Below are 12839 nucleotides of genomic sequence, written 5' to 3'. Positions count from 1 at the left end.
AATGGTTTTATGTCGATCTTTCAATCCGCATTTATATAATATGAATAACTTGCATAACCGTAAAACCTCAATCTGAAGATTGAGGTTTTACTAGCTATTTATTTCTAAAATTCAGAAAATGTTTACCACTTCTTTTAAATGCATTTCAAGTTCTTCTAAAAACGTATCAATGTTAGGGTTTTTGACTACATCATAGCACGCAAAACTCTTTAAAGGTTTCATGCCAATAAATTTCTGCACTCGGTGCAAGTGACTGATTGCTTCTTCTAAATTCTCACCCTCAAAAAATTGCGAAGGATCTTGAAATGCTTTCTTGGTTGCATTCCATGTAGTAGAAAACATATATTGTTTCTCTGTTAGTAATCCTCCTGTGCCATATTGATCTGCCCCTTTAAAAAACAAACCATACTCATATACTTCATCCATATACGTTTTAAATAACCCCGGAACACTAAACCAATAGATTGGCGTTTGATAGATTATAATATCTGCCCACAAAAATTTTTGTTGTTCTTCCTTAATATTGTATCCATCTTGGATAATCGTTGTTTTCACATGATTCTTTTCACTTAGTAAGCTGACCATGTGATCAACCAATGTTTGATTTAATTTCCCTCCGTCTGCACTATATTTTTGATGACCATTTATGATTAATATGTTTTTCATCGTGTTTCTCTCCTTTATCTTTATTGAATTTTATATTTACATTCTCTATCATTTAATTCTCAGCTACTACTCCAAGTTGTTGCATAAGAGTAAGATTATCTTCTAAATGCCAGTCTTCAGTAATTTTCCCATCCTTAATGCGCAAAATATCTATTGCAAGAAAGTTAATTGGCTTTCCATTATGTGTTCCTGTAAAGGATAAACGAGCTGTAACCTTATCACCAACCACTAATAAATCCTCGATCGCGCAATGTATATCCGGAACAACTTTACGAAAGTTTTTTGCAGCAAATGCTAAGCCTTCGGGACCTTGCGGGCGTCCTTTTGGCAACGTATTATCAAAGAATTTCTCTGTAACGGTTTGTGGAATAAGATCCGCATTGCCAGTATCCCAAAATGCATAAAAACGTTGGGCTGCATGAATCATTGCTGTAGCTTCTTTTTGACTTAATGAAGGATCGATTGTCATTGTCTTAGGTTCTGGCATGTCTTTCAACAACTGAATTTCACTTTTAGAAGTAGACGTTTTTGTATTACTGCATGCAGTAAACACAGTACCGATTATGACAATGCAAATTACAAGGAAACTAAATGACCACCATACCTTTTTTGTTCCATTTTTCATTTTCATTATAGTCACCCCCTTAGTTTAGAAATCATTTGTGGTTCCTAATGCTATTTTATATGTAGTAATTTCCCTTTTGGAAGTAGTGATATTTTTTACATATAGTTACTAAAAGGATAGTTTTGTGATACTATAAAGCAAATCAATTCAAAAAAATTTTATGGAGGCTATTTCCATGAGCAATATAGATCCGATTGTATTAACGAAAGGTTCACCTGGTATACCTTGTCCTATTGCAAAAACACTCGACGCAATTGGAACAAAATGGACATTTTTAATTATTCGTGATCTTCTTATTGAAGGAACATTGCGATTTAGTGATCTACTAAAATCAATGGATGGTATCAGCCCAAAAACACTTTCACTTCGCCTTAAAGAATTAGAAAGTCAAGGTATTGTAACGAGAACGGTATATCCTGAGGTTCCTCCCCGAGTGGAATATACTCTCACGGATAAAGGGAAACAATTGGAAGGTATTTTTATCGAATTAAAGCGCTTTGGGCTCACTTTATAAAGTAGGAGATTTCTTCATCACCCACTGATTATTAGCCCTCACCAATCGGGCTTTTACGGGCAGTTTATCTCCCACCGAACATTCTAGCCACTGGCACTGGACAATGCTTTAGCTGAATTTTGAGGTGGGAGTATTACTGCCCGCATAGTGAGATAAAATAAAAAGGAGATGACAGCCTATACACAAATATGCGGCGGTCAATCTCCTTTGTTATTTATCTTTGATTGATAGGAATGCTTAATTGCTAGATACAAAACATTCGAATTTATAATCGAAATTATAAATTCAAATCAAAAAACAAGAGATGTTTTTTGATTTGAATAGCATTCTGGAAAAGAGTAATTATGAAATCGTTTTATATTTTAAGATTGAATCTGGCAAAGCAATCCATGTTTTTACTTCCTCTCTATATCATTTTTAGCTCTTATTATCAATCTATCACCATGTTAAAAAATGAAAATCCATTCCAGAACCCCTATAATTTCACAAAATCCCCCTTCAAGTTCTAAGGGGCATTTTGCTTATTTTCAGGCTATATTTCAAAATTCACTTTACTTATTTTTCATTATTTCGCTAAACTTTCTGCCAACTGTTTTTCTTTCCACATGAATGTAATACCAAGACCAATAGCCATAATAAGAGCAGAGAAAAGGTACGGGTAATGAATGTTTACATCAAATAGTATTCCCCCCATAGCCGGTCCAACGATATTACCTAAACTTGTATAAGTTGAGTTCATCCCAGCAACAAAGCCTTGCTCTTTCCCAGCTGATTTTGATAAAAATGTTGTTAATGCCGGGCGAAGTAAATCGAATGCAAGAAAGATAAAACACGTTACAGCCAGTACTACCCAAAAATTAGAAACTAATGTAGATACGACAGCTAATATTGCACCTGTAATCAAACATAATTGAATCAACATTTTTTCACCAAGTATATCTACTAGCTTTCCAAATAAAAATACCTGTACAACAACACCAAAGATTGAGCTTATTGTAATAATGGTAGCAATATCCTTCGGTGTGAAACCAAATTTATGATCAGAAAACAGACTAAAAACAGTTTCATATGCTGATAAACCGAAAGCAAGTACAAATACAATAACAAATGCGATAAAGTATACCGGACTTAGGGACTTTTTTAAATCTCTCATAAAGTTTGATTGCTTCGTACTAGCAGAAATTTCTGCTAGCTGCTGTGCTGTTAACGGTTCTTTCAGAATAAATATGGAAGAAACGCATGCAATAAAGGCAATGGTTGCCGCAAAAAAGAAAGGCACGCGTATACCATATTCTGCAATAAACCCACCGATGCCAGGCCCAATAATAAAACCAGTACTGATGGCAGCAGAAAGATATCCCATCGCTTTTGGCCGTTCTTGAACAGATGTAATATCTGCAACATATGCCGTAACACCAGGCATAATAAAGGCAGCACTAATTCCTCCTAACATCCTTGATATATAAAGGACCGATACATGCGTTCCCAAACCAAAGATAAGTTCTGAAATACCAAAAAGAAATAATCCAATTATGATAATTTTCTTCCTGCCATAACGATCGACCCAGCGTCCTGTTAATGGCGACATCAGTAATTGCGCCACTGCAAATACGGCAACAAGATATCCCATCGTTTTTCCTGATAATTGCATAATATTCATAAATGACGGCATAACCGGGATAATGAGACCAATTCCGAGAAATGCAATGAATATATTACTAAGAAGAATGATTAATACCATCTTTTGTTCTTTTATTGATTTCTTCATTTATCAACACCTCTTTCTGTAAAAATCATTGATGTGAAATCCTTCCCGCTAATGATATCCACGAGGGTTTTTGTTAGAGAAAATTCTTCCCCCCTACAAATAACGGGATACAACAAAATCACTGATTGCTGAAACATTATATCTTCCATATGGATGGAAGAATGAAATTTACTTATAGCATTTACCTATGCCTTTCTTTTTCATAAAATCCCTGCCTTGAAATGACTGATTTTCATTCATTTTAGGTGAAGTGAATCCATCTCTTTGCTATAAATGGATTCACCTCACAGCTTATTCACGAATATCCAATGCATGTGTTAAAAAGTCTAGTACTTCAGCTTTCTGAAGATTGACCTGATCGTCCTGTTTATGATCATATAAATAAACTTGCTCTGCTGCGGATTCAACAAGAGCGATACATAACTTTGCAGTTCTTTCCACATGAATAGAATTACGAATTACGCCTAAATCTTTTGCTTCACTTAAGAATTGACTTAACCACATATAAAGAGGCTGATATACAGCTTCCCATTCTTTTATATGTTCAGTGGACGCAAGACCAGCATACATTAATGCTTGTATTTCACGATTTTCCTCTATAAAGTCAAAAACAGCATCTATCACTTGCATAACTTTCTTTGAAAAAGGTTCATTATTTTGTACCTTTTCTTTTACTGCATGTATCATCTTTTCAACCATAACTTCTGCAATTGCAGGCATAACAGATAATTTAGAAGGAAAATACAAATAGAAAGTCCCCTGGGCAATGCCAGCCAATTTTACAATGTCAGAGATCTTTGTTTTTTCAACCCCTTTTTCCTGGAACACTTCAATAGCTGCATAAACAATTTTCTCTTTTTTATTCATTATCTGAGTCCTTTCACACACGTATAGAACGACTGTCATTCATTCTATATGAAATTTTATTGTACTGTCAACAATAGAGCCGAATCTAATGTGAATTTTTCTAATATACTGTTTTTGGGGTGGCTGAATCAAATTATAAAAGCGGTTATTACGATTTTGATAGAAATATTAAAGAGAGGCACACCCTAGATGATTCACCTTTATCTCTCCATGAAAAAATCTCCTGATAGAACTTAGAAGATTGTTCTATTAGGAGATAAAATCATACATATATTTCCCCTCTTTAAGAAAGGGCCTTTAATCCCGTAACTCCGCATACAATAAGAGCCACACTGATAATTCGTGCCTTACCTTTTGATTCTCCAAATAGAAACATATTTAACAAGACGGCGCCCGCTGTTCCTATACCAATCCAAACTGCATAGGCAACACTTACCTGTAAAAATAGGAAGGATGTGTATAAGAATGCAAAAGAAATAGCAAATCCACCTATATAAATGACGCCATTTGTTACTGATTTATCTTTACTATACATTTTAAGACCGATTACACCAATCATTTCACTAATTGCGGCACAAAAGACGAAAATCCATCCCATCCTTAAGCAGCTCCTTTCATAACTTCTTCTTGTTTTGCTTCTTTGTTATCAGCTAACTTCAAGCCAATAACGCCAGCTACTATCATAACTATAAAGAATAATTTTCCTAGACTAAAACTTCCTCCAAAAAGAAAAACGTCCATCAAGAAAGTTCCTACAGTTCCAGCTCCGGCAAAAACAGCATATACTGTTCCTGTCGCAAGATGTTCGCACGCTTTAGACAACATGTGGAAATCAACCATAATGATTCCCACAATTATCATCCAATGCCACCATGCGTGTGCAGTATTAAAACCAAACACCCAAAACACTTCAAAAATACATGTTAATATTACATATAACCAAGCTTTATTTTTCATAAATTACCATCCTTTATGACTGACTATCATTCATTTTTCTTTAAAAAAATTTATCCATTATGTTACAACCAATGGATATTTATTTTCTTATATGCAATGCATGTGTTAAAAAATCCAAAATTTCAGCTTTTTGTAAATTAGCTTCCTCCTCTTTTACATGATCATATAAATAAATTTGTTCTGCTGCTGATTCAACTAAAGCAATAAAAAGTTTTGACGTTCTTTCAACATGAATAGAATTCCGTACCACATTAGCTTCCTTCGCTTCTTCTAAAAAGCGTTTTATCCAAATGTAAAGAGGTTGATATACACTCTCCCACTTTTTTATATGTTCAGTTGATGCTAAACCAAGATATATTAATGCCTGTATTTCGTAATGTTCCTTTGTAAAATCAAAAATTGCATCTACGATTTGCGAAAATGTCTCGAAGAAAGAAGAGCTGTTTTTTGTTTTTTCTTCAACTGCACGTATCATCTTCTCAACCATAACTTCTGCTATTGCAGGCACTACAGATAGTTTTGACGAAAAATATAAATAGAAGGTTCCTTGAGCGATACCAGCAGATTTCACGATATCTGAAATCTTTGTTTTTTCAATTCCTTTTTCCCTAAAACATTCGATAGCAGCGTATACAATTTTTTCTTTTTTGGACATTATCTACACCCTTTCATGAAAATGACTGAATGTCATTCATGTATATTCTACATGAATGATTTATAAAATGTCAAATCATCCATTTTTATTTTTTATACCTCCTTTTGTTCGTAGCTAGGCTTATAGAAACAACACATACTCAATAGTGATACGTTCTCGCTGAGTATGTGCCCCATACGCTCTAACATTCACACCACATACCGAATCATCGCAACTTCATCACAACAATCAAATTTCGGACAATGTCTACAATCCACCCACACTTTTTCAGGTAACAACTTCTTATCAACAAAATCAAAACCACACTTCTGAAAAAATGTAGTTTCATACGTTAAGGAAATAACTCTTCTTACCTTTATTTTAGAAGCCTCACTCACTACATGATTGACTAACATACGTCCTAACCCTTTACCTACATATGTATCTGATACGACTAATGAGCGTATTTCTGCAAGGTCTTCTCCTAAAACATGTAATCCAGCAACCCCTAAAATTTTCCCTTCTTCTTTTACAACATACAAACTTTGCAAGTGTTGATACAAAGATAAAAGAGAACGTGGAAGAACAACTCCCTCCTTCGAATATACTTCAATTAAGTTATATATATCTTTTACATCACTTGTAATCGCGTTACATATTTGCATAATTGATCCCCTTAAATTAAATATTTATAACCTCTGTATGTATATTAATTCGTAAATTTATATAATAATACACTCACTCCTTACTCACGTCAATTATTATTCTGAATTTTACATATAAAAAACAAGTACCGCTCTCATTCAGTACTTGTTTTCGAATTTCTTATCGGTAATACTGTAGAATACTTAATTTCACGAAGCGCTAAGCTCGTTTGTATCTTTGTAATTCCAAGCTTATTTAACTTTCTAATAAAACGCTCAAGTTCCTTACGATCTCTGTTTGCGACCTTTAATAAGTAATCATACTCCCCTGTTAAACAATGACATTCCAATACTTCCGGCATAGATTCCAGTTCCCTTTCCAGTACTTCAAGTTTTTCAGATTGATGAATATTTGTGCTCATAAAAATAAAGCATAATAAATCGAATCCAAGCTTTTCCTGGTTTAAAATGGCAACTTGTTTATCGATGAAGCCTTCCCCTTCTAACCTCTTTATTCTTGCATGCATTGCAGCTGGTGATAAATTAACACGACGTGCAAGTTCGGCATTACTTACCTGTGACTCCTTTTGTAAAATATCTAAAATTTGTACGTCCAAATCATCTAACACTTTAATAATAGATGCCTCCATAAAAATCCCCCTTTTTTCTTACCGACGATTCTTCGGAAAAATGTATAATAATCTCAGTAAAATTAAATAAAGTTTCGTAATTATACCATCTAACAAAACATTTTATTGAATTTTAACCATTATACAAAAGAATGTATTGGATAACAAAGAAAAATGCTAAAATTATTTACAATTCATTCTCACTTTTACAAAGGGGTTTAAACGATGCCTTATTTTTATGTCTTTTTACTACTTCTAACAAGCTTACTATGGGGGGGAAACTTTGTCGTTGGAAAATCACTTGTAGATCATGCTTCTCCAATGACGCTTACAAATTTAAGATGGATCATTGCCGTTCTTTGCTTATTACCAATTGTCTGGTTTAAAGAAAAGAAAATTCTCCCGCCGCGCGCCGCAATTCTTCCCTTACTACTTATGGGAATCACCGGTGTTGTTCTCTTTAATATTTTTCAGTTTTTAGCGTTAGAGCAAACTTCGGCAACAAATGTAGGGCTTATTTCTACACTAAATGCGATTTCAATTGCAATCTTTTCATCTTTATTCTTAAAGGAAAAAATCAATACACTTCAAATCTTATCTATGATTTTTTCTTTTTTTGGTGTAATTCTCGTCCTTTCAAAAGGAAATATCGCACTGTTATTTTCATTACATTTTAATAGCGGAGACTTGTGGATGATGGCCGCAGTTTGTATTTGGGGTATCTATTCTGTTTGTAGTAAATGGGCAACAAAAACAACTACACCAATGATGGCAACTTTGTATTCTGGTATTTTTGGTGTCATTATATTGCTTCCATTTAATATACCAAGCTTTACTGTTTCCAATATTAATGCTTCATTTATCACTTCACTACTATATACAGGTTTAATTTCAACTGTAGTCTGTATGGTGTTTTGGAATATTGGCGTTCAAAAATTAGGAGCAACTACATCAGGTATCTTCCTAAATTTCAATCCCATTTTCACTGCCATTTTAGCGTTTCCTTTCTTAGGGGAAGAACTAACTTGGATACAAATTGTAGGCACATTCATCGTTGTTACTGGCTGTTATTTATTTTCTCATTTTAAAACAGTTGCACATCAGCCTAGCCAAACTTTAGTACGGCAACACTCTTAATAGATAAATATCGCCATTATCTTTAACATAATGGCGATATTTTTACACGCTTCATTTTTTTCATCTCATTTCTTTTCAATAGTGCTGTTCTCCTGCTGGCAATAAACACTCTGTCGCCTTTCCAGTATCACCACCTTGAATTTCCCAGCGTTCTAGAATGGAAAGTAATTTTGATTTATAATTAAAGTTTTTGCTTCTCTTTACAGCTTCTTTGCATTATGTATTTCCTTTCGTGCCATTTCAATAAATCCCACTTCTTTATAGTGTCTTTTTCACAAATCCTTTCGCATCTGTTAATTTTTCAAGTGCTTCCCCATATTCGCACTGCAGTAATATCATGACAATTGCAGCTTTCACATTACGCTTTGCTTTCTCGTAATATACTGCCGCTTCTTTATAATCTACTCCTGTCGCCTCCATAATAATTCGCTTGGAGCCCCCAACTAATTTTTCATTTGTTGATTGCACATCAACCATTAAATTTTTATAAACTTTTCCTACCCCAATCATCGAAGCTGTTGAAATCATATTCAGCACTAATTTTTGTGCAGTTCCGGCCTTTAAGCGTGTAGATCCTGTTAACACCTCTGCCCCTGTTTCTATTTCCACGCTCATTTTTGCAAATTTACTTATTTCTGCCCCTTTATTACAGGAAATGCTAGCTGTACTTGCACCAGCGGAGTTTGCATATTTCAATCCGCCAATTACATAAGGTGTTCTACCGCTTGCAGCAATTCCAATAACAGTGTCCTTATCATTTAACTGAATAGCCTTTAAATCCTCTACTGCCAATTCTTCTCGATCTTCAGCACCTTCCACTGCCTTCGTAAACGCTTTTGATCCACCTGCGATAAATCCTTGTACCTGTTTCTCATCTGTTCCAAATGTCGGTGGACATTCGGCAGCATCTAAAACTCCTAAACGCCCACTTGTACCAGCTCCGATATAAATTAAACGGCCACCATTTTGAAAAGATGTGATAGCACTTTGTACAATTTTTTCGATATGCTCAATCTCTTTTTCTACCGCTATAGCAACCTTATAATCTTCTCGATTCATTGTTTGTAAAATCTGCTTTATACTCATTTCATCTAAATTCATAGTATTTTCATTACGATGCTCTGTCGATAAATTTTCTAGCATTCGCTCACCTACTTTGAAATTTCATTTCACACCTTTATTACATCTTCGCGAAATTTAAAATCGAATATTCGAATATATTTTATGGGATTTCATTTCTTCTTATAATAAAAATGTGTCTATTTCATGCAAAAAAAAGATGAGGTTCCCCCACCTTTTCTGATTTCAATTTTCCTAATCGTTCTGCGGTTTCTCTTGTTTGCTTAAAGTAGAAACAATTTGTGCATTTCTGTTATATACCCAGCAACCTTTTTTAGCTGGTGAAAATTGATTCCTCTGATTTTCTATTTTAGATAGTAACGTTGACGATTTCACTATTCAACCTCCATTCCTAACGGTTGCTTTTATTTTAATGAAAAAGAACTTATCAACAATCGATAAGTTCCTTTCGCTTATACAAAATACTTCTTCAATAATGGCGGCGTAATAATCGTTGTAAGTATAACAACAATGACAATTGCCGTGAAACTTTCTTTCGCCAATAAATTCGCTGTTAATCCATTAGCTGCGATAATCAGCGCCACTTCTCCGCGTGATACCATCCCAGCTCCAATGCTAATCGAGGATTTCAAATTAAATCCTGTTAACCTTGCGCCTAATCCAGATCCCACTAATTTCGTAAGAATTGCAATGATTGTCATGATAGTGATAAACCAAATTTGGTTTCCAATCCCTTGAAATGTTATTTCCATACCAACGCTAACAAAAAAGATCGGAACAAAAATCGCATACGCAATCGGCTCTATTTTATGTTCTACTTCATGTTTATATGTTGTTTGGGAAATTGAAATCCCCGCAGCAAATGCACCGATGATACCAGCAATTCCCATTTTTTCACTATAGTACGCAAATGAAAAACAAATAATAAGTGCTGCACTTATTAATGCCTCCGATACTCGAAGTGGTACCAGCATCCTCATAATCCACGGAACAACTTTCCAGCCAATAAAAACAATACTCACGAAAAAGATAATTTTCTTAGCGATGACAAGTGTAATATTCACATCTTGCGCGCCTAAAAAACTCATCACAAAAGCTAATAAAATGACCACGATAACGTCATCAAACACCGCAGCTCCTAAGATTGTTATACTTTCTCTTGTATTCATTTTTCCTAAGTCACGTAATGTCTGAACAGAAATACTCACTGATGTTGCACACAGCAATAATCCTAGAAAAATGGCATGTGATTGTAACATCCCAAAGGCGAGTCCTGCCAAATATCCACCGAGAAAAGGAAAAATGATACCTCCCATCGCTACCGCGAATGAAGATTTCAAATTACGATTTAATTCTTCTAAATCCGTTTCGAGCCCTGCCATAAACATAAGTAACAAAACACCAATCTCACTCAGTTCATCAATAAGTTCAGAGCTATTAATAATTCCAAAGACAGCAGGTCCAATAATAATTCCCACAATTAATTTCCCTAACACCGATGGCTGGCCAAGCCGGGCGCTAATATCGCCAGCTAATTTCGTACAAAGTAAAATAACGACAAGTTCAAAATAAAATAACATAGTATCTTCTCCTACTAAAAAATGCTTATATTCTTGAAGATAGTTTTCCCTTCCAATCAAAATTTTATTTTTCATATTTTTATTTGACAAAATATTCTGAATTATAATAAAATGACTACAGCAATTCTAGAGTTTTTATAATCCATACACAACTGTACCTCTATTCACTTACATACTCTTTTACAATGGGCTCGTATTATATTCGCAGTTGTGAAAATCAAGGAATGAGAGGGGAGTCCAAGTGAAGTCACTATTACGAAAAAAGGCACTTACTACTGAATCACCAAAACAATTACAAAGAACATTAACCGCATTAGATTTAACCTTCTTAGGTATTGGTGCTGTAATTGGGACAGGTATTTTCGTTTTAACAGGAATCGTTGCGGCCAAGCACTCTGGTCCTGGTATTATGTTATCTTTTCTTATTGCCGCATTTACCTGTGCATGCGTAGCTTTCTGTTACGCAGAATTTGCTTCTTCTATCCCTATGTCAGGAAGCGTTTACACATACGCATATATGACAGTTGGAGAAATTGTTGCTTTTATCGTCGGTTGGTGTTTAATGCTTGAATACCTACTAGCAGTTGCAGCAGTAGCCGTAGGATGGTCAGGGTATTTACAATCGTTACTTTCCGGATTTAATATTCATCTACCTGCCATTATCGCCTCGGCCCCCGGGACGGGAAAAGGCGGAATAATCGACTTACCAGCCGTATGTATTTTACTTTTGATTACACTCCTTCTTAGCTTCGGTGTACGCGAAAGTGCTCGCATTAATAATATTATGGTATTAGTTAAATTGGCAGTTATCATCGCGTTTATCGTAGCAGGTGCAAAGTACGTCAAACCTGAAAATTGGACACCATTTTTACCATTTGGATATGATGGAATTATTACAGGTGCAGCAACCGTATTTTTTGCTTTTCTAGGATTTGATGCCATTGCAACTGCTGCTGAAGAAACGAAAAAACCGCAGCGAGATTTACCCATTGGAATTATCGGTTCCCTTCTAATTTGTACGGCACTATATATGATTGTATCCTTTGTTTTAACTGGAATGGTTCCTTATACACAACTAGATGTTTCAGATCCAGTTGCTTTCGCTCTTCATTTTGTTGGTGAAGATACGATCGCTGGGTTATTAGCTGTCGGTGCAATGACAGGAATGACAACTGTTCTTTTAGTCGTTATGTACGGACAAGTTCGTGTTTCTTATGCAATGAGCCGTGACGGGCTACTTCCAAAAGCATTATCTCATGTGAATCAACGAGTGAAAATTCCTTTATTAAATACATGGATTACTGGAATTGTAGCTGCTTTATTAGCGGGTCTATTAGATCTACATCTACTTGCAAATTTAGTCAATATTGGCACATTAACTGCCTTTATATTTGTTAGCTGTGCTGTACTCATTTTGCGGAAAACACATCCAAATTTAAAGCGAGGATTCCGAACTCCATTCGTACCGATATTACCAATCGTTGCAATTTGCTGTTGTCTCTATTTAATGATTAACCTTTCCGCAACAACGTGGAAAAGTTTTGCTGTTTGGCTTGTTATTGGACTATGTGTATATTTCTTCTATTCTAGACGCAATAGCCATTTACTGACTAAAGAAAATAATAGTGAACAAAAAGAAGCATGAAAAAACAGCTCGCCATATTAGAGGCGAGCTGTTTTACATTCGAGGTTTTTCTAGTAACGTTTGTAGAATGAAAAATATGCTGATGCAAGCTGT

The 12839-nt window shown here is 35.0% G+C and carries 15 protein-coding genes and 1 pseudogene; 3 read left to right on the top strand and 13 right to left on the bottom strand.

The window, feature by feature from the left end; translation table 11 throughout:
* Positions 1–111: 111 nt before the first annotated feature.
* Positions 112–666 (bottom strand): NAD(P)H-dependent oxidoreductase, encoded by a 555-nt coding sequence (locus BLV40_RS14970; RefSeq protein ID WP_026590746.1) that lies wholly within the window; start codon positions 664–666, stop codon positions 112–114.
* A 52-nt stretch (positions 667–718) separates the two neighbouring features.
* Complete coding sequence (locus BLV40_RS14965) at positions 719–1297, bottom strand: ester cyclase (RefSeq protein ID WP_035414570.1); 579 nt, start codon at positions 1295–1297, stop codon at positions 719–721.
* Between the two features lie 169 nt (positions 1298–1466).
* Between BLV40_RS14965 and BLV40_RS14960 the strand changes: the two genes are divergently transcribed.
* The gene (locus BLV40_RS14960; RefSeq protein ID WP_026590748.1) at positions 1467–1805 is read left to right on the top strand and encodes a winged helix-turn-helix transcriptional regulator; all 339 of its coding nucleotides are present in this window, start codon (positions 1467–1469) and stop codon (positions 1803–1805) included.
* A gap of 565 nt (positions 1806–2370) precedes the next feature.
* Here BLV40_RS14960 and BLV40_RS14955 read toward each other — a convergent pair.
* From BLV40_RS14955 to BLV40_RS14925, 7 genes are all read right to left on the bottom strand, one after another.
* The gene (locus BLV40_RS14955) at positions 2371–3573 is read right to left on the bottom strand and encodes an MFS transporter (protein ID WP_090691295.1); all 1203 of its coding nucleotides are present in this window, start codon (positions 3571–3573) and stop codon (positions 2371–2373) included.
* A 291-nt stretch (positions 3574–3864) separates the two neighbouring features.
* The gene (locus BLV40_RS14950; protein ID WP_026590750.1) at positions 3865–4443 is read right to left on the bottom strand and encodes a TetR/AcrR family transcriptional regulator; all 579 of its coding nucleotides are present in this window, start codon (positions 4441–4443) and stop codon (positions 3865–3867) included.
* A 280-nt stretch (positions 4444–4723) separates the two neighbouring features.
* Positions 4724–5038, bottom strand: coding sequence for a DMT family transporter (locus BLV40_RS14945; RefSeq protein WP_090691293.1), 315 nt, complete (start codon positions 5036–5038; stop codon positions 4724–4726).
* Between the two features lie 2 nt (positions 5039–5040).
* Positions 5041–5397 carry a DMT family transporter gene (locus tag BLV40_RS14940; RefSeq protein WP_090691290.1) on the bottom strand — a complete coding sequence of 119 codons (357 nt, stop codon included), beginning with the start codon at positions 5395–5397 and terminating at the stop codon, positions 5041–5043.
* Positions 5398–5476: 79 nt separating this feature from the next.
* A complete protein-coding gene (locus BLV40_RS14935) occupies positions 5477–6055 on the bottom strand; it encodes a TetR/AcrR family transcriptional regulator (RefSeq protein WP_139265539.1) in 579 nt (192 codons plus the stop codon).
* Positions 6056–6240: 185 nt separating this feature from the next.
* Positions 6241–6696, bottom strand: a complete 456-nt coding sequence (locus tag BLV40_RS14930) for an N-acetyltransferase (RefSeq protein WP_090691286.1) — start codon at positions 6694–6696, stop codon at positions 6241–6243.
* Positions 6697–6830: 134 nt separating this feature from the next.
* The gene (locus BLV40_RS14925) at positions 6831–7325 is read right to left on the bottom strand and encodes an Lrp/AsnC family transcriptional regulator (protein WP_026590755.1); all 495 of its coding nucleotides are present in this window, start codon (positions 7323–7325) and stop codon (positions 6831–6833) included.
* A gap of 204 nt (positions 7326–7529) precedes the next feature.
* Between BLV40_RS14925 and BLV40_RS14920 the strand changes: the two genes are divergently transcribed.
* Positions 7530–8441, top strand: a complete 912-nt coding sequence (locus BLV40_RS14920) for a DMT family transporter (protein ID WP_090691284.1) — start codon at positions 7530–7532, stop codon at positions 8439–8441.
* Positions 8442–8516: 75 nt separating this feature from the next.
* Here BLV40_RS14920 and BLV40_RS29360 read toward each other — a convergent pair.
* The 4 genes and pseudogenes from BLV40_RS29360 to BLV40_RS14905 all read right to left on the bottom strand — a co-directional run.
* Positions 8517–8701 (bottom strand): annotated as a pseudogene (locus BLV40_RS29360) (hypothetical protein); the annotation flags it as partial.
* Positions 8700–9584: an N-acetylmuramic acid 6-phosphate etherase gene (gene murQ / locus BLV40_RS14910; protein WP_090691281.1), complete on the bottom strand. Its 885-nt coding sequence runs from the start codon at positions 9582–9584 to the stop codon at positions 8700–8702. The pseudogene BLV40_RS29360 and the gene murQ, both read right to left, overlap by 2 nt.
* Positions 9585–9755: 171 nt before the next feature.
* Positions 9756–9896, bottom strand: a complete 141-nt coding sequence (locus tag BLV40_RS28640; RefSeq protein WP_170833667.1) for a hypothetical protein — start codon at positions 9894–9896, stop codon at positions 9756–9758.
* A gap of 77 nt (positions 9897–9973) precedes the next feature.
* On the bottom strand, positions 9974–11101 hold the full coding sequence (locus BLV40_RS14905; RefSeq protein WP_090691278.1) for a cation:proton antiporter: 1128 nt from the start codon (positions 11099–11101) through the stop codon (positions 9974–9976).
* A gap of 241 nt (positions 11102–11342) precedes the next feature.
* On the opposite strand from BLV40_RS14905, the gene BLV40_RS14900 reads away from it, so the two are divergent.
* Positions 11343–12746 carry a branched-chain amino acid transporter BcaP gene (locus BLV40_RS14900; protein ID WP_090691275.1) on the top strand — a complete coding sequence of 468 codons (1404 nt, stop codon included), beginning with the start codon at positions 11343–11345 and terminating at the stop codon, positions 12744–12746.
* Positions 12747–12839: the final 93 nt, after the last annotated feature.

This window comes from Bacillus sp. 166amftsu (genome assembly GCF_900107445.1).
Classification (GTDB): domain Bacteria; phylum Bacillota; class Bacilli; order Bacillales; family Bacillaceae_G; genus Bacillus_A; species Bacillus_A arachidis.
The sequence above is the reverse complement of the archived record's forward strand: the minus strand, read 5'-3'. Positions and strand labels throughout refer to the sequence as shown.